The organism is Serpentinimonas sp. SMBJO2 (assembly GCF_056341105.1).
Genome location: NZ_CP150628.1, coordinates 1571748 through 1588246, shown reverse-complemented (window position 1 = coordinate 1588246; position 16499 = coordinate 1571748). Strand labels below are relative to the sequence as shown.

Below are 16499 nucleotides of genomic sequence, written 5' to 3'. Positions count from 1 at the left end.
TGCCCATGAAACTCCTCACGCCAACCGAGGCCGCCGCGGCCGCCCCCGACCCCGCCGGCAGCGTGCTCACGCTGGCCCCCGATTTCGATCTCTGGGCCGCGCAGCTTGCGTCAACGCTCGACCTGTCCGCCGTGCAGCGCATCGACTTGCAGTTGCCCAAATTCACCGACGGCCGCGCCTACAGCCAGGCGGTGCTGCTGCGCCGGCGCTGCGGCTACTGCGGCCTGCTGCGCGCCACCGGCGAGGTGCTGATCGACCAGTTGCTGCAATTGCAGCGCTGCGGCTTCGACGAAGCCCTGCTGCGCGCCGACCAAGACCCGGTGCACGGGCAGCGTCTGTTGCAACAGTTTGGCGGCTTTTACCAGGGCGACGCGCTGCAGCCGCGGCCGCGCTTTGCCCGCGCCGCCGCCCACACCACCGCCATCGGAGCACTGGCATGAGCAGCGCCCGCGCTGCCCTGCTGCAGGCCCAGCCCAGCGCCGATTTCGAGGCCAAGCTGGCGCGCAGCCGCGCCCTGCTGCAACAAGCGGCCAGCGAGCACCAGCCGCTGGTGCAGGCCTCCAGCCTCGGGGCCGAAGACGTGGTCATCCGGCACCTGATCGACGCCCTGGGTCTGCCGATTCCGCTGTTTGTGCTCGACACCGGCGCCCTGCACCCCGAGACCCTGGCGCTGCTGGCGCGCACCGAGGCGCGGGCGGCGCAGCCCGGCGCGCAGCCGCTGCGGGTGTACCAGCCACAGCCCGGCGTGGCCGAGGCCTTCGTGGCGTGCGAAGGAACCGAGGCCATGCGCCGCAGCGTGGCCCTGCGCCAAACCTGCTGCGCCATCCGCAAGGTCGAGCCGCTGCGCCGGGCGCTGCACGGCCAGCGCGCCTGGATCACCGGCTTGCGGCGCGAACAATCGGCCCACCGCGCCGAGGTGCCCGCCATCGACCGCAGCGACCTCGACCCCACACACGCCGACCGGCCCAGCGCCGGCCTGATCCAGATCAACCCGCTGGCCGACTGGAGCTGGGGCGACGTCTGGCACCACATCGCCGAGCACGGGTTGGACTACAACCCGCTGCACGACCGCTTCTACCCCAGCATCGGCTGCGCGCCCTGCACCCGCGCCGTCAGCGTGGGCGAAGACTTGCGCGCCGGGCGCTGGTGGTGGGAACAAGACAGCGCCAAAGAATGCGGCCTGCACCAAAGGAGCCACCCATGAACGCACGCCTCCCCCTGCCCCAACCCGGCCACCGCGCCGCGCCCCGGCTCGACAACAGCCAGCTCGACGCGCTCGAGGAAGAGACCCTTTTCATCCTGCGCGAAGTCGCCGCCGTGTTTGAGCGCCCGGCGCTGTTGTTCTCGGGCGGCAAAGACTCGCTGGTGCTGCTGCGCTGTGCCGAAAAAGCCTTTGGCCGTGGCCGCCTGCCCTATCCGTTGCTGATGATCGACACCGGCCACAACTTCCCCGAGGTGCTGGCCTTCCGCGACCAGCGCGCGCGCGAACTCGGGGCCGAACTGATCGTGCGCCGGGTCGAGGATTCGATGGCGCGCGGCAGCGTGCGCCTGGCGCACCCGGGCCAGAGCCGCAACGCGCACCAGTCGGTCACGCTGCTGGAAGCGATCGACGAATTCCGTTTCGACGCCCTGATCGGCGGCGCCCGGCGCGACGAAGAAAAAGCGCGCGCCAAAGAGCGCATCTTCAGCCACCGCAACGCCTTTGGCCAGTGGCAGCCCAAAGACCAGCGCCCCGAGCTGTGGGCGCTCTACAACACCCGGCTGCAACCGTGCGAGCACTTGCGCGTGTTTCCGATCAGCAACTGGACCGAAATCGACGTCTGGCAATACATCGAGCGCGAGCGCATCGCCCTGCCCAGCCTGTACTACGCGCACCTGCGCCCGGTGGTGCAGCGGCGCGGCCTGCTGGTGCCGGTGACCGAGCTCACCCCGCCCAAGCCCGGCGAGACCGTCGAGCACCTGAGCGTGCGCTTTCGCACCGTGGGCGACATCACCTGCACCTGCCCGGTGGCCAGCCACGCCAGCACCGCCGGGCAGATCGTCGCCGAAACCCTCAACGCCCAGTTGAGCGAACGCGGCGCCACGCGCATGGACGACCAGACCAGCGAGGCCTCGATGGAAAAACGCAAACTCGAAGGGTATTTTTGATATGGATGCGCTGCGCTTCATTACCTGCGGCTCGGTCGACGACGGCAAGAGCACGCTCATCGGCCGCCTGCTGCTCGACAGCAAAGCGGTGCTGCAAGACCACTTGGCCGGCATCACGCACAGCAGCCCCAGCCCCGCGCCCGATGAGGCCGACGCGGGCGCGCAGCTCGACCTCGCGCGCCTGACCGACGGCCTGATGGCCGAGCGCGAGCAAGGCATCACCATCGACGTCGCCTACCGCTACTTCAGCAGTGAGCGGCGCAAGTTCATCATCGGCGACGCCCCCGGGCACGAGCAGTACACGCGCAACATGGTCACCGCCGCCTCCAGCGCCGACGCCGCCGTGCTGCTGGTCGATGCCACCAAGCTCGACTGGCAGCGCCCCGACCTGGCCCTGCTGGCGCAAACGCGCCGCCACGCCCTGCTGTGCCACCTGCTGCGTGTGCCCAGTCTGGTGTTTGCCGTCAACAAGCTCGACGCTGTGGCCGATGCCGCGCTGGCCTTTGCCCACATCCGCGCCGCCTTGCTGCGCTTTGCCCAGCAGGCCGGGCTGGCGGCGCACGCCGTGCTGCCGCTGTCTGCGCTCAAGGGCTGGAACGTGGTCGATCGCGGCCACGGCCACGACGGCTGGTGCGGCTACCACGGCCCCACGCTGCTCGAGGTGCTCGAGCAACTGCCCAACACTGCCCCGGCGCCCGAGGCCGCACTGGCGTTGCCGGTGCAGTGGGTGGAAAAACCCGGCGCCGCCGATGTGCAAGCGGCCGAGCTGGCGCAGGCTGGCACGGCTGGAGTTGGCAACCACGAGGGGGCTGCGGCAGCGGCCCCGGCGCACGGGCGGCGCGTCTTTTGGGGCCGGGTTGCGGCCGGGCGCATCCAGGCCGGTGACGAGGTGCAGGTGTTCCCCAGCGGCCAGCGCGCGCGCGTGGTGCAGGTGCTGAACCGCTGCCGCCAGCCCCAGGCCGTGGCCGCCGGGCACAGCGCCGGCGTGCTGCTCGAGCGCGAACTCGACGTCTCGCGCGGCGACTGGTTGCTGGCCAGCCATGGCGCAGATGCCGCCACCACTCCCGCTCAAGCCCAGGTCGGCCCCTACCCAGCACGCCAAAGTTTGAGCGCCACCCTGGCCTGGCTCGACGACGAGGCGCTGCAACCCGGGCGCCTGTACTGGGCGCTGCACCAGCACCGCTGGGTCAAGGCCAAGGTCACGCGGGTGCTGCACCGGCTCGACATCCACACGCTGGAGCAACAGAGCGCCGCGCGACTCGAGGCCAACGGCATCGGCCGCGTTCGAGCTGCAACTGCAAGCGCCGCTGCCGGCGCTGACCTACGCGCAGTCGCGCGCGCTCGGGGCCTTGATATTGGTGGACAGCGCCAGCCACCGCACCGCCGCCGCGGTGTTGCTGGATTGACCACCCCTCGGACTGGCGCACCCCGAAGCCCTAAAATCCGGGCTTTCGTCCTCCTCCTCCTTTAGCCCGCGCCCCGAGCCACCGAGCCACCGAGCCACCGAGCCACCGAGCCACCGAGCCACCGAGCCACCGAGCCACCGAGCCACCGAGTCACCGAGTCACCGAGTCATGACCCACGTAGTAACCGAAGCCTGCATCGCCTGCAAATACACCGACTGCGTCGATGTCTGTCCCGTGGATTGCTTCCGCGAAGGCCCCAACTTCCTCACCATCGACCCCGACGAGTGCATCGACTGCGCCGTCTGCATCCCCGAGTGCCCGGTGAGCGCCATCTACCCCGAGGAAGACGTGCCGCGCGACCAGCAGCACATGATCGCCCTCAACGCCGAACTGGCGCGCCTGCCGGGCTGGAAAAGCATCACCAAGCGCAAGGCGCCGCTGCCCGACGCCGACGCGCACAAGGACATGACCGGCAAGCTGCCCCTGCTCAAACGCTGACATCTCCCCTTGGCCCTCACACCAGCGCCGATCGAAACGCAGGCCCTGATCATCGGGGCCGGGCCGGCTGGGCTTTTTTTGGCCTTTCAGCTCGGGCTGCAAGAGATTGCCTGCCAGCTGGTCGATGTGCTGCCCGAACCCGGTGGCCAGTGCGCCGCGCTCTACCCCGATAAACCGATCTACGACCTGCCCGGCCTGCCGGTGTGCAGCGGCCGCGAACTCAGCCAGCGCCTGCTGCAGCAACTGCGCCCCTTCAAGCCGCCGCTGCACTTGGGCCAGCTCGTGAGCAGCCTGCAGCGCCAGCCCGACGGGCGCTGGCTGGTGCACAGCCGCAGCGGGCAACATGGCGGGCAGCAGTGGCTGGCGCCCACGGTGTTCATCGCCGCTGGCGTCGGCGCCTTTGTGCCACGCAAAGTAGCCCTGCCCGAGCTCGAGCCCTTCGAGCACAGCGCGCCAGCCCAAGTCTGCTACCACGACCCGCCCCCCGAGGCCGCACTGGCCGCTGCACGGCACATCGTGGTGCACGGGGGCGACGCGGCTGCAGTGGAGCTGGCGCTGGCGCTTGAACGGGCGCCACCAACGGGGCCGAACCCCATCACCTTGCTGCACCGCAGCGAGCGCCTGCAGATCGAGCCCGCGCTGCAGGCCACCCTGGACCGAGCGCTGGCCGCGCAGACGCTGCAGCTCGTGCTCGGCCAGCCGGTGGGCATCGTCTGCGGCGCCGACGCCGGCGCGGCTGGGCCGGCTCAGGCGCAGCGGGAACCGGATGCGCCGCTGCCACAAGCGGCTGCAGCACCCGCGCCACGATCGGAGCCGCCGCCCCCAACCCTGCAGGCCCTGCTGCTGGCCACCCCTGGCGGCGGCCAAACCACCCTGCCCTGCGACCTGCTGTTGCCGCGCCTGGGCCTGAGCCCCAAACTCGGGCCGCTGGCCGACTGGGGCCTGGCGCTACAGCGCAAACTGCTGCCCGTGGACAGCGCCACCATGGCCACCGCCGAACCCGGCCTGTATGCCGTGGGCGACATCAACCACTACCCCGGCAAACGCAAACTCATCATCTGCGCCTTTCACGAAGCCACCCTGGCCGCGTTCGCCGCCGCCGCCCAACTGCGCCCCGGCCAGCGCCAGTTGCTGCAATACACCACCACCAGCCCGCGACTGCAGCAGTTGCTGGGGGTGGGGGGTGGTGCGGGGGCAGGATGGCCAGCAGCAGGGCCGGCGTGAGCGGCAAGCCGCCGCAGTTGCGCTCGCTGCTTCTGGGCCCTTGGTCAGGCGTGCTCAAGCGCTCGTGCAGCCCGACGATTGCGACCTCGCTGCCCAACGCGGGGCGCTATTGCTGGGCAAACTCGAGCAGCGCCTTCGGGTCCAGCACCGTCACCCGTTCACGCTCGAGCCGGACCCAACCCCTTTGCTCGAACTTGCGCAACAGCCGGCTCACGAACACGCGCACGCTGCCCAACTCATCCGCCAGGTTCTGGTGTGTGGCCTCGAGCACCGGGCCGCGCTGGATCAACAGCCGCGCCAGCCGCGCGTCGAGTCGTCGGAACGCGACCTCCCCGAGCAGTTCAACCACATCGGCCAGCCGGGCCCCGTACATGTCGAACACGAAGTGGAGAAAGGCAGGGTGCTGCAGGATCAGCTCCTGGAACCAGTGGGCCGGGATGCACAGCAGCGTCGCGTCGGTTTCGGCGCTACCTTGGGCCGCATACGCGGTCGCGCTCAGCAGGCGTCCGCCCGACAGGATGCAGGCCTCGCCGGGGCTGACGCGGTAGAGCACGATCTCGCGGCCATTCGGCGAGGTCTTGGCCACGCGCACGCTGCCTTCGAGCACCAGCAGGAAACCCTCGCACGGCATGGCGGGCTTGAACAGCACGCTGCCCGCAGGGGCCTGGAGCAGCGGTGCGGCGGCCAGCAGCTCAGCCAGCCGTGCCGCCGGCAACTCGGCCAACACCGGAAAGCGGGCGAGCAGCAAAGCGCCCGTGTTCAAGGTGTGGTTCATTGCTTGCTTCGTCGAGGTTCAAACGGTTGCGCACGGGATGGAGCCGCTGGGTCACGCTGACAGGATGGCATGGCAACATTCTTGCAGGATCGCGCGGGGTCAGTCTGCTACCTGGGTTGCAGACCGCAGCCTGCCAAGCCCCCATAATTCAACTCGCATCCCCATGCCGGTCGCACGAGGGCCACGAAGGCCACGACCGCAACCCCACGCTTGATCCAGAACCAACCCGAGACCTCCATGCACGCTCTGACCACGACCCGTTCGATCCGCAAACCGCTCCTGCAAGGCACCGCTTGGCTGCTGCTGGCCATCGCCCTCTGGTTCTTGACCGCAATGGCCAGTGCCCAAGCCCAGACGCAGACTCAGGCACCGGCCAAGCCTGCGATGCCAGCGCTGTTTCTGGAAGACACCAGCCCCAAGGCCTTGGTGCCCACGGTCGCGGCGTTCCGCGAGGCGTTGACGGCTGGCGGCTGGAGCGTGCTCGACGTCACCAACATGGCCGGCATCCTGTCCGAGCGTGGCTTCACGGTACACCCGGTGCTGGTGTTTGACGCCTGCAGCGCCAGGTACAGCGCCGATCTGCTGTCCAGGGACGAAACCCGCTTTGTCGCGTCGATGATTCCCTGCCGCGTCGCGATCTACCAGACCAGCACCGGCAGGGTCATCATCTCGCGCATGAATTCGGTCGCCATGGCCGCAATGGTCGGCGGCCATGCGGGTACCATCATCAGGAAGTCGGGCGAAGAGATGGAGCAAATCATCCGGGCCACGCTGAGGAAGCTCGGCTCCTGAACGAGCGTCGCGCCGAAGCTGCAAGGCTGCAGGCGCGACGGAGGCCGACGCGGGTAACATTGCGCCCTGCGCCCGACCTGCGCCACATGGTCCAGTCCAGCAACCCAAGGGGATCGCCCTCATGAACAGACCCTACGCCTTTGCCGTCGAACTCGCCCAGCCGCTGTCGGCGGCCATCGAGACGCTGCGTGCCGCGCTGGCCGCCGAGCAGATGGGCATCGTCAGCGAAGTCGATGTGCAGGCCACACTGAAGGCCAAACTCGGCATCGACTCGCACCCGCAGAAGCTGCTGGGCATCTGCAGCCCGAAGGTGGCGCACGCGCTGCTGGAGGCCGAGTCCGACATCGCGGCGCTGCTGCCGTGCGGCGGCGGTGCGTCCGAGTCCAGCCCCGGCCGCACGCGCATCGTGCTGCAGGACCCGCGCGTGATCGCCGCGCAGTCGGCCAACACCGAGGTGCACGCGGCCTGCGAACTGGCGCACGCGACGCTGCGCCGGGTGCTCGAGCGGCTCGATGCCGCAGCCCAGTCGGCCACGCCCTGAGACAGGCTATGAGCGTCGCACCCTGCCCGGTGCCGCGCCGTTGAGGATATCCCGCCGAAATTGGCCTCAGCGGCTGGTCTAGCCCTGCAGCCGCCGCAGCGCCAGCGGCGCAAAGCCGTGGTTGAGCGGGCCGTGCCCGGCGCCGATGCGCGCGCCGGCGCCGGCCTCGATGGCGGCGCGCACCCAGGCGTGCGCCGCCTGCACAGCCTGCGCCAGCGACAAGCCGAGCGCCAACTGCGCGGCTATGGCTGCAGCCAGGGTGCAGCCGGTGCCGTGGATGTTGCGGCTGGCGATGCGCGGCCCACGCAAGCGCAGCCAGGCAGCGGGGGGGGTGTCGGCGCAGGCCAACAGGTCGGTCAAATGCGCGCCCTGCAGGTGCCCGCCCTTGAGCAGCACGGCGCGCGCACCCAGCGCCAGCAGGTCGGCGGCGGCGGCGTCCAGCGCCGCTTCGTCGGGCACGGGGTGCCCGAGCAGCAGCGCGGCCTCGTCGAGGTTGGGCGTGACCAGGCTGGCGCGCGGCAACAGTTCGGTGCGCAGCAGGGCCACGGTTTCGGGCTCGATCAGCGCATCGCCGCTGGTGGCGACCATCACCGGGTCCAGCACCACCCAGGGCGGCGCGTAGCGGTCCAGCGCGCGCGCCACCACCCGCACCACCTCGGGCGCGTGCAACATGCCGATCTTGACCGCATCGACGCCGATGTCCTCGAACACCGCAGCCATCTGCTGCTCCAGAAAGCTTGCGGGCACGGCGTGGATGGCGCGCACCCCGAGCGTGTTTTGCGCCGTCAACGCGGTGATCGCGCTCATGCCGTAGCAGCCCAGCGCGGCAAAGGTTTTCAGGTCGGCCTGTATGCCGGCGCCGCCGCCGCTGTCGCTGCCGGCGATGGTGAGCACGCGCGCGCAGCGCCATGGGCGGCTGGAGGGCTGGGCCTTGTCTGGGTCGGGCAACATGAAGATAGTTTGAGCTGCGTCAAGGACGATTATGGGCGCATGGGGGCTGCGTCAGCCCGCTGGCCCGCAGGTTCAATTCATAATCGGCCTGGCTGCAAGCCGTGCTCGCGCTCGAGCGTGGCCCAATCGAACCCCACAGTCGCACCCTTTCAACAACGCCCTCTGTCCCCTTATGCCTGCGAACCGTCCCCTCCCCGCCCCGGTGCTCATCCTGGGTGCAGGCCTACTGGGCCGCTTGCTCGGCCTGGCGCTGGCGCGCAGCGGCCATGCGGTCACGCTGCACGAAGCGCGCAGCGCCGACGACCAAGGCGCTGCCGCCTGGGTAGCCGCCGCCATGCTGGCGCCGCTGGCCGAAGCCGCCGTGGCCGAACCCAACGTGGTGCGCATGGGGTTGTACGCGCTGCCGCGCTGGCGCGAGCTGATTGCCACGCTGGCGCAGCCAGTGTATTTTCAGCAAGACGGCACGCTCATCCTCTGGCACCGCCAGGACGCCGCCGAAGCCCAGCGCCTGAGCCGCGTCTGGGCGCAGACGGTGCAGCAGGTGCCCGAACTGCAGGCCGCGCAAGCGCTCAACGCGCAGCAACTCGCCGCCCTCGAGCCCAGCGTGGTTGGGCACTTCCAGAGCGGGATTTATTTGCCCCAAGAGGGCCAACTCGACAACCACCAGCTGCTGCAGGCGCTGGCGACCGAATTGCAAGCGCTCGGCGCCGACCTGCACTGGCAGCGGCCCACCAGCCTGGCCCAAGCGCAGGACTGGCAGCGCACGCACGGCGGCTGGGTGCTCGACTGCCGTGGCCTGGGAGCACAAGCCGACTGGAGCGCCGCGCAGCAGCCGCTGCGCGGCGTGCGCGGCGAAGTCGCCTGCCTGTACGCCCCCGGCGTCACGCTCCAGCGCCCGACGCGGCTGCTGCACCCGCGCTACCCGCTGTACATCGCGCCCAAGCAAGACCATTTTTTCGTCGTCGGCGCCACCCAGATCGAGTCCGAGGATGTGTCTGAGGTCAGCGCGCGCTCGGCGCTCGAGCTGCTCAGTGCCGCTTACGCCGTACACCCCGGCTTTGGCGAGGCGCGCATCGTCGGGCTGCAAAGCCAGTGCCGCCCGACCCTGCCCGACCACCAACCGCTGGTGCGCGAGTGCGCGCCGCAGGTGCTGCAGATCAACGGCCTGTTTCGCCACGGCTACCTGATCGGGCCGGCGGTGTGCGACGCGGTGCTGGAATACGTGCAGCACGGCCAGCGCGATCTGGCCGATCGGCTTGCATTGCGTTTCGAGCCCTGTGCGCAGGCGCTTGCGGCTTGATGCACACTTCGAGGTGCTCGCCTCGATGCCCGCTTGGGCCGCTCCCTGGACAATCTCCTCATGACCGCCCCATCTGCCGCTCCCTCCGCCCCCGCCCCGCTGCGCGTCTGGCTCAACCAGCAAGCGCTGGAGCTGCCCGCAAGCGCCACACTGGCCGATGCGCTGGCCGCCGCGCGCCCAACCGAGCCCTTTGCTGCCGCCCTCAATCTGCAATTCGTCCCCAAAAACCAGTACGCGCAGACTGCGCTGGCCGAAGGCGACCGGATCGAGCTCATTTCCCCCGTCACCGGCGGCTGAGCCCGCCGCCTGCAGCATGAACCCCAACCCCGCCCCCCCATCCGCCGCCCACACCGCCGCCCCCCCAGCGCCCCCCGCACATGCGGCCCCTGCGGCCCCCGCCGCCGATCCCCTGATCCTCTACGGCCAGCATTTTTCCAGTCGCTTGTTGCTGGGCACGGCGCGCTACCCCTCGCCGGCGCTGCTCGAGCAGGCCGTGGCAGCCGCGCAACCCGCCATGCTCACGGCCGCGCTGCGGCGCCAGAGTGCCGCCAACGCCGAGTCCAGCCGCAGCTTCTGGACGCTGCTGCAAAACATGCAGACGCCGCTGCTGCCCAACACCGCCGGCTGCCACAGCGTGCAAGAGGCGATCGGCACCGCCGAAATGGCGCGCGAGCTCTACGGCACCGACTGGATCAAGCTCGAAATCATCGGCGACGACTACACCCTGCAGCCCGACACGCTCAACCTCGTCGGCGCCGCCGACCAGTTGCTGCGGCGCGGCTTCAAGGTGCTGCCCTACAGCACCGAAGACCTGGTGCTGTGCCAGCGCCTGGTCGATGTCGGCTGTGAGGCCGTCATGCCCTGGGCGGCCCCGATCGGCACCGGCAGGGGGCCGCTGAACCCGCTCGCGCTGCGCACCCTGCGCGAGCGCCTGCAGGTGCCGCTGCTGATCGACGCCGGCCTCGGGCTGCCCTCGCACGCCTGCCAGGTCATGGAGTGGGGCTACGACGGCGTGCTGCTCAACACCGCGGTGGCGCTGGCGCTCGACCCGGTGCGCATGGCGGCGGCGTTTGCGGCGGCGGTGCGTGCCGGGCGCGCCGCCTTTCTGGCCGGGGCCATGCACCCGCAGGACTGCGCCCAGCCCAGCACGCCGGTGCTGGGCACGCCCTTTTGGCACCAGGCCTGAAAGGCGTCAGAACGCTCGCGCCCGCGCCGATGCACCCCAACCCCGCCGTGGCCTCCACCCCCGCCGCCCCCGCCCACCTCGACGCCTTGGTGCGCCAGCACGCCGCTTTGGCCATCGAAGCCCAGGCCGACCCCAGCGCCCTGCCCGCCAGCCACAGCGCCCACGACCTCGCCTGGGCCTTGGCGCGCCGACTCGGCTTCATCGAGGCCGACGCGACCGTGATCGCACAGGCTTGGGCCAGGCGCAGCGCACGCGAAGGCCGCTGGCGCGCCGACTGGCCCGACGATCCGCTGGACTTTGGCCTTGATGCCGAACCTGCCAGCGCCCAGCGCCCAAAGCCGCCAGACCCTCAACACCCGCCACCGCACGCCAGCGCCACCCGAGCAGGCACACCGCACGCCAAACTCGACCCCGACCCGCAAGCCGAGCCCACGTCCTTCGCCCCCTGCCCGCTGGCGCTGGGTCTGTACGCCGTGCTGCCAGATGCCGCCTGGGTGCAACGCCTGGCCGCCGCTGGCGTGCCGACGCTGCAACTGCGCTACAAACCCGACCCCGCCCTGCCCGCAGCCGAACGTGCCGCCGCCGTCGCGGCCGAGGTGCGCGCCGCCGTGGCCGCCATCGGGGCAGCAGGCGCGCCAGCCCACGCAGCCACCAGCGGCCCCGCCCAGCGCAGCAAGCTGCACCCAGCCGCGCCACCCCAGCCGCGCCTGTACATCAACGACCACTGGCAAGCCGCCATCGAAGCCGGTGCCTACGGCGTGCACCTGGGCCAGGAAGACCTCGACGCCCTGCCCGCAGCGGCGCTGCAGCAGATGCGCGCCGCCGGGCTGCGCCTGGGCATCAGCACCCACGGCTACGCCGAACTGCTGCGCGCTGCCGCCCTGCGCCCGAGCTACATTGCGCTGGGCGCCGTGTTTCCCACCACCCTCAAAGCCATGCCCACCGCGCCCCAGGGTAGCGCGCGGCTGCGCGCCTACGCGCAGTTGCTCGCGCGCCTGCAGCCACCGCTGCCCAGCGTGGCCATAGGCGGCATCGGCCTGGAGCAACTGCCCGCCATCGCCGCCAGCGGCGTCGGCGCCTTTGCCGTGGTGCGGGCCCTGACCGCCAGCCCCGACCCCGTCACCGCCGCCCAGGCGTTGCAGCGGCGCTGGGCTGAACTCAGGCCCCTGACCGGCGCTTGATTCCAAACCACTGCCAGCAGATGCCCGATCAGGCGGCTTGGCTGCGAATTGCTTATAAACATTATTGCGACTGACTCGCATTTGCCTTACAATGCGGTTGAAGCAGCACCTTGTCTATGCCGTCCACCAACCCGCCAACCATCGTGGTCAATCCCGCCGAATTGCCGCGTCAGCCGGTGCACGCCGGGGCCGCGCAGCGCTGCATCCTGCTGTCGTCCTTGCAACCCGGTGGCATCGCCGCGCTGACCGAAATCCCGCCCCACGGCCGCATCGCACCCCACGGCCACGCGCACCCCGACTTGGTGCTGCTGCTGGTGGTGCGCGGCCCGGTGCTGTATGCCGACGGCGCGCACTTTGACGCCGCCGCGCTGCGCCTGCACGAAGCGGGCACCCTGCTGCTGATTCCGCGTGGCAACACCCACTTCCTGGCCGCGCAAGAAAACGGCGCGCTGCTGTGGGCCATTCCAACGCTGCGTGCCGCGTTGCCTGCCAGCCTGGTGGCGCGACTGTCCGCGCTGGAGCACGACCCTGGGCCCGACCTCGAGCCCACCGCCGCGCGCACCGACGCGGCGCAGCCCTGATGCGCCACGCGCTGCAGCCATTTGCCTTTAACCCCCAGGAGCCATCCCATGAGCTTGTCCCGCCGCCACCTTCTGGCCAGCAGCGCGCTGCTGGCATTGCCTGCGTTGCCCGCATTCGCCCGCCCCAGCGAACTGGTGCTGTGGGGCCCACCTTCCACGCCCAGCGCGGTGCTTGCCGTGGCGGTGCAACAGGGCTTTCTGTCAACGGTCGCCGGCCAGCTCTCGGTGCGCATCTGGCGCGACCCCGACGAGCTGCGCGCCGGGCTCGCCGCCGGCACGATCCAGACCTCGATCGTGCCGACCGTGACGGCGGCCAACCTGCACAACCGCGGCTTGGGGCTGCGCCTGCTCAACGTCATGACCGAAGGCCTGAACACCCTCGTCGCAGCCGAGCCGATGGCCGACCTGAACGCGCTGCGCGGACGCTCGCTCGCCCTGCCGTTCATCAACGATTCACCCGGGTTGGTGTTTCGCCGGCTGGCCCGTGCCGATGGGCTGGACCCGGCGCGCGACCTGCGCATTCAGCCCGCCGGCACCCCGGCCGAGGCGGCGCAACTGCTGCTGGCCGGGCGTGTCGATGCCGCGATGCTGCCCGAGCCAGCGGCCAGCGCCGCCCTCATCGGCGCTGCGCGCGCTGGCCGCACGCTGGTGCGCGCCTTCGACGTGCAAGCCGCCTTCGGTCGGCACTTTGGTCATGCCAGCGTGCCCCAAGCCGGGTTGGCGCTGCGCGACGGCTGGCGCACCGAGCACCCGCAAGCGGTCGAGGCCCTGCAAGCCGGTCTGGGGCGCGCCGTCGCCTACGCGCGCGCCAACCCAGCCGCGGCGGCCCAAGCCGCAGCCGGCGTGCTCGGCCTGCCGGCCCCGGTGATCGAGCAGTCGATTGCCCACTCGCTCCTGGTCGCGCACCGCGCACGCCAGGCGCGACCGGCGCTCGAGACCTATCTGCGCGTGGTGGCCGAAGGCGATATCGGTCTGATCGGCGGCCGCCTGCCCGCCGATGACTTTTACCTATGACTTGGCTCGGTCGGCTGGGCAACTTTTTGTGGTCGGGCTGGGCCGGGCTGGCGGGGCTGTGCCTGCTGGCTGCGGCTTGGCAGGCCGGGCATGAGGCCTACGGCAGCTTCATCCTGCCGGCCCCGGTCGCGACGCTACAGCAGATCGGCGCGACCCTGAGCGACCCGCTTTTTGCCGAGGCAACCAGCACCACCGCGCTGCGCGCCGCGACCGGCTTTGCAGTCGCCGCCAGCATAGCCACCGTGGTCGGCATCGCCGCCGGTTACTCGATGGCCACGCTGCTCGCCGCGCGGCCCCTGATGACCGTGCTGCTGGGCGTGCCACCCATCGCTTGGATCGTGCTGGCGATGATCTGGTTTGGCGCCAGCGACGGCACGGTCGTGGCCACGGTGGTGATCGCCGCAACGCCGATCGTCTTTGGTGCCGCCGCCCAAGGCATCGCCACGCGCGAACGCGGGCTCGACGACATGGCGCGCGTCTTTGGCGCTTCGGCGCTGCAGCGCTTTTACCACCTGTCGCTGCGCCATTTGGCTGCGCACCTGTTCCCAGCGCTCGCGGTGGCGCTGGGCACTGCGGTCAAGGTGGCGGTGATGGCCGAGCTGCTGACCAACACCGGCGGCATCGGCACCGAACTGGCCAACGCGCGCTCGCGCCTCGACGTCACGGCGGCAATGTCGTGGGTGCTGATCGCCGTTGCGCTGCTGCTGCTGCTCGAGTACGCGCTGCTGCAACCAATCCGCTCCCAGCTCGAGCGCTGGCGCAGCGCCGCCCAACCCTGGGGGGTCAAGCGTTGAGTCGGCCGCCCGCACTGGTGCTCGAAGGCATCGGCCACGCCTACTTTGGCCGCTACGTGCTCGAAGACGTGCGGCTGCACCTGCACGCCGGCGAGGTCGCGGCGCTGCTCGGGCCTTCGGGTTCGGGCAAATCGACGCTGCTGGCGATCGCCGCAGGCATCCTCGACCCGCTGCGTGGCACGCTGGAGCGCGGCTACCGCCGGCACGCGATGGTCTTTCAGGAACCGCGCCTGCTGCCCTGGGCGACTGCGGCCCAGAACATCGCCTACCCGCTGCGGCTGTCCGGACTGGGGCGAGCGGCGCGGGACGCGCGCGTGGCCGAGGTCGCGGCGCTGGCGCATTTCGACCCCGCCGACCTCGGCAAGTACCCGGTCGAGCTCTCGGGTGGCATGCGCCAGCGCGTGGCGATCGCGCGGGCGCTGGCGCCAGCGCCCGACTTCGTCTATTTCGACGAACCCTTCACCGCGCTGGACCCGGGCTTGCGCCGTGCGATGCAAGATTTGGTGATCGAAGCCGCCAGCCGCCACGGCTTTGGCGCGCTGTTCGTGACCCACGACGTGCAAGAAGCGGTGCGCATCGCCCACCGCGTTTTGGTGCTCGACGCCGGTGGCCGTGGCTTGGCCGGCGAGCGTGTCGTGCCCGGCGTTCCCGGCGCACGCGATGCGCGCACAGTGTTCGAGACCGCCCACGGCTGGCTGGCCCACGATGCGTTGTTTCAAGCCGTCGAGGGCAGCGACGAAAGGACGGCCGGATGGAGTTGAAACCGCGCCTGCAACGCATGGGCGCGGGCCTGACGTTCGAGGCCTTGCGCCTGTTCTTCCCGCTGGCGGCGTTGCATGCCGCGCTCTGGCCGCTGCTGTGGGTGCTGCTGCTGGGCTACACCTTACCCAGCGCTGCCGGCATGCCAGCGGCGCTGTGGCACGGCAAAGAGATGATCTACGGCGCCTTTGGCGCGGCGCTGATCGGCTTCGTGCTCTCGGCCATGCCAGAGTGGACCGGCACCGCCCGCCTGAGCGGGCGCGCGCTCTGGGCGCTGGCCAGCGCTTGGTTGCTGGCGCGCCTGATTGGGCTGTGGGGCGCCGAAGCGCTGCTGCCGCTGGCTGCGGCCCTGGACGCCTTGCTCTACGGTGGCTTGGCGGCCTATGCGAGTTGGCTGGCGTGGAGGCGACCGGTGGCGCGGCTGTGGGCCTTTGCCGGCTGGCTGTGGGCCTTTGCTGCGGTGGCGCTGGGGCTGCGTTTCGCGTTCTGGCACGACGACGTCGCGCTGGCCTCGGCGGCGCTGCACGCAGCGGTGCTGGTCTTTCTGGCACTGATGGCGCTGTCGCTGGCGCGCATCTTGCCAGCGGTGCTGAACCTAGTGCTGGACCCGACGCAGGCCAGCACGCCGTTTCGGCCGCACCCGGGCCGACGCAACCTCGCGGCCGGCTTGGTCGCGGTGGCGCTGGCGGCGCATTTGCTCGGCCTGTCGAACGCGGTGCAGGCCTTCTTGCTGCTGGGCGCTGGCGCGGCCTTCCTCGACCGGATTGGCGACACCTTCATCGGCTGGCGCTTTTTCAGGCCCGAGGTGCTGGTGCTGGCCGGCGCGGCCGCACTCGCTGGCATCGGCCTGATTCTGATGGGGCTGGGGCGCCTGGGCAGCGGCGCGGCGGCACTGGCCGGGCTGCACGTCACCGTCATGGGCGGCTTGGGCTTGGCGGTCATCGGTGTGCTGGCGGTGGCCGGGCGGCTGCACACCGGGCAGTCGGTGCAGCTGCCGCCCAGCGCCGTCGCCGCCGCCCTGCTGCTGGTGGCGGCGACGGCGCTGCGTGCGGCTCCGGCGCTGGGCATGGACGCGACCTGGGCCTACGCCGCCGCCTCGGTGCTGTGGGCAGCGAGCTTTCTGCTCTGGCTCACGGGCTACCTGCCCGCCATGGCCGACCCGGCCCGGCGCGCGCACGACAAATGCGGCTAGTGTGGTGGTGCGCGCTTGATGGGACAAATAAAACCGATGGATTTTTGGCCCTGCTTAGGCGCAAACCACAGCCATAGTGCCACTATGGCGCGGATTTGCAACGACAGCAGGGACGAAAAGGCGCGGTTTTATGTTCCAGATAGCGCGCAACGCCACA

Annotated in this window: 18 protein-coding genes and 1 pseudogene; 17 read left to right on the top strand and 2 right to left on the bottom strand. The window is 70.5% G+C overall.

What is annotated here, in order from left to right:
* The first annotated feature begins 5 nt into the window (after positions 1-5).
* From AAAZ40_RS07375 to AAAZ40_RS07350, 6 genes and pseudogenes are all read left to right on the top strand, one after another.
* Positions 6-440 (top strand): DUF934 domain-containing protein, encoded by a 435-nt coding sequence (locus AAAZ40_RS07375; protein WP_476659760.1) that lies wholly within the window; start codon positions 6-8, stop codon positions 438-440.
* Positions 437-1204, top strand: a complete 768-nt coding sequence (locus AAAZ40_RS07370) for a phosphoadenylyl-sulfate reductase (RefSeq protein ID WP_476659759.1) — start codon at positions 437-439, stop codon at positions 1202-1204. Before AAAZ40_RS07375 ends, AAAZ40_RS07370 begins: the two co-directional genes overlap by 4 nt.
* The gene (gene cysD, locus AAAZ40_RS07365; protein ID WP_476659758.1) at positions 1201-2148 is read left to right on the top strand and encodes a sulfate adenylyltransferase subunit CysD; all 948 of its coding nucleotides are present in this window, start codon (positions 1201-1203) and stop codon (positions 2146-2148) included. Before AAAZ40_RS07370 ends, cysD begins: the two co-directional genes overlap by 4 nt.
* Before the next feature lies 1 nt (position 2149).
* Positions 2150-3554, top strand: a pseudogene (locus AAAZ40_RS07360) (sulfate adenylyltransferase subunit 1).
* A 168-nt stretch (positions 3555-3722) separates the two neighbouring features.
* A complete protein-coding gene (gene fdxA, locus AAAZ40_RS07355) occupies positions 3723-4052 on the top strand; it encodes a ferredoxin FdxA (RefSeq protein WP_476659757.1) in 330 nt (109 codons plus the stop codon).
* A gap of 9 nt (positions 4053-4061) precedes the next feature.
* Positions 4062-5276, top strand: coding sequence for an NAD(P)/FAD-dependent oxidoreductase (locus AAAZ40_RS07350; protein WP_476659756.1), 1215 nt, complete (start codon positions 4062-4064; stop codon positions 5274-5276).
* A gap of 106 nt (positions 5277-5382) precedes the next feature.
* Here the strand turns inward: AAAZ40_RS07350 and AAAZ40_RS07345 are convergent, their stop codons facing one another.
* Positions 5383-6051, bottom strand: coding sequence for a Crp/Fnr family transcriptional regulator (locus tag AAAZ40_RS07345; RefSeq protein ID WP_476659755.1), 669 nt, complete (start codon positions 6049-6051; stop codon positions 5383-5385).
* 237 nt (positions 6052-6288) lie between these two features.
* Between AAAZ40_RS07345 and AAAZ40_RS07340 the strand changes: the two genes are divergently transcribed.
* Both AAAZ40_RS07340 and AAAZ40_RS07335 read left to right on the top strand, forming a co-directional pair.
* The gene (locus AAAZ40_RS07340; RefSeq protein ID WP_476659754.1) at positions 6289-6843 is read left to right on the top strand and encodes a DUF302 domain-containing protein; all 555 of its coding nucleotides are present in this window, start codon (positions 6289-6291) and stop codon (positions 6841-6843) included.
* A 121-nt stretch (positions 6844-6964) separates the two neighbouring features.
* Positions 6965-7384: a DUF302 domain-containing protein gene (locus tag AAAZ40_RS07335; protein ID WP_476659753.1), complete on the top strand. Its 420-nt coding sequence runs from the start codon at positions 6965-6967 to the stop codon at positions 7382-7384.
* Between the two features lie 78 nt (positions 7385-7462).
* On the opposite strand, the gene thiD is transcribed toward AAAZ40_RS07335, so the two are convergent.
* Positions 7463-8335, bottom strand: coding sequence for a bifunctional hydroxymethylpyrimidine kinase/phosphomethylpyrimidine kinase (gene thiD / locus AAAZ40_RS07330; RefSeq protein ID WP_476659752.1), 873 nt, complete (start codon positions 8333-8335; stop codon positions 7463-7465).
* Between the two features lie 172 nt (positions 8336-8507).
* Here thiD and AAAZ40_RS07325 point away from each other — a divergent pair, with 172 nt between their 5' ends.
* The 9 genes from AAAZ40_RS07325 (at position 8508) to AAAZ40_RS07285 (ending at position 16342) form a co-directional block, all read left to right on the top strand.
* On the top strand, positions 8508-9635 hold the full coding sequence (locus tag AAAZ40_RS07325) for an FAD-dependent oxidoreductase (protein WP_476659751.1): 1128 nt from the start codon (positions 8508-8510) through the stop codon (positions 9633-9635).
* Positions 9636-9695: 60 nt separating this feature from the next.
* Positions 9696-9932: a sulfur carrier protein ThiS gene (gene thiS, locus AAAZ40_RS07320; RefSeq protein ID WP_476659750.1), complete on the top strand. Its 237-nt coding sequence runs from the start codon at positions 9696-9698 to the stop codon at positions 9930-9932.
* A 16-nt stretch (positions 9933-9948) separates the two neighbouring features.
* The gene (locus AAAZ40_RS07315; RefSeq protein ID WP_476659749.1) at positions 9949-10821 is read left to right on the top strand and encodes a thiazole synthase; all 873 of its coding nucleotides are present in this window, start codon (positions 9949-9951) and stop codon (positions 10819-10821) included.
* 29 nt (positions 10822-10850) lie between these two features.
* On the top strand, positions 10851-12002 hold the full coding sequence (locus AAAZ40_RS07310; protein ID WP_476659748.1) for a thiamine phosphate synthase: 1152 nt from the start codon (positions 10851-10853) through the stop codon (positions 12000-12002).
* A gap of 116 nt (positions 12003-12118) precedes the next feature.
* Positions 12119-12583, top strand: a complete 465-nt coding sequence (locus AAAZ40_RS07305) for a cupin domain-containing protein (RefSeq protein WP_476659747.1) — start codon at positions 12119-12121, stop codon at positions 12581-12583.
* A 48-nt stretch (positions 12584-12631) separates the two neighbouring features.
* Entirely contained in the window at positions 12632-13597 is a 966-nt protein-coding gene (locus AAAZ40_RS07300; RefSeq protein WP_476659746.1) for an ABC transporter substrate-binding protein, read from the top strand.
* A complete protein-coding gene (locus AAAZ40_RS07295) occupies positions 13594-14391 on the top strand; it encodes an ABC transporter permease (RefSeq protein ID WP_476659745.1) in 798 nt (265 codons plus the stop codon). Before AAAZ40_RS07300 ends, AAAZ40_RS07295 begins: the two co-directional genes overlap by 4 nt.
* A complete protein-coding gene (locus AAAZ40_RS07290) occupies positions 14388-15152 on the top strand; it encodes an ABC transporter ATP-binding protein (RefSeq protein WP_476659744.1) in 765 nt (254 codons plus the stop codon). The genes AAAZ40_RS07295 and AAAZ40_RS07290 overlap by 4 nt, the downstream gene beginning before the upstream one ends.
* Positions 15143-16342 (top strand): NnrS family protein, encoded by a 1200-nt coding sequence (locus AAAZ40_RS07285; RefSeq protein WP_045535801.1) that lies wholly within the window; start codon positions 15143-15145, stop codon positions 16340-16342. The genes AAAZ40_RS07290 and AAAZ40_RS07285 overlap by 10 nt, the downstream gene beginning before the upstream one ends.
* The last annotated feature ends 157 nt before the right edge of the window (positions 16343-16499 follow it).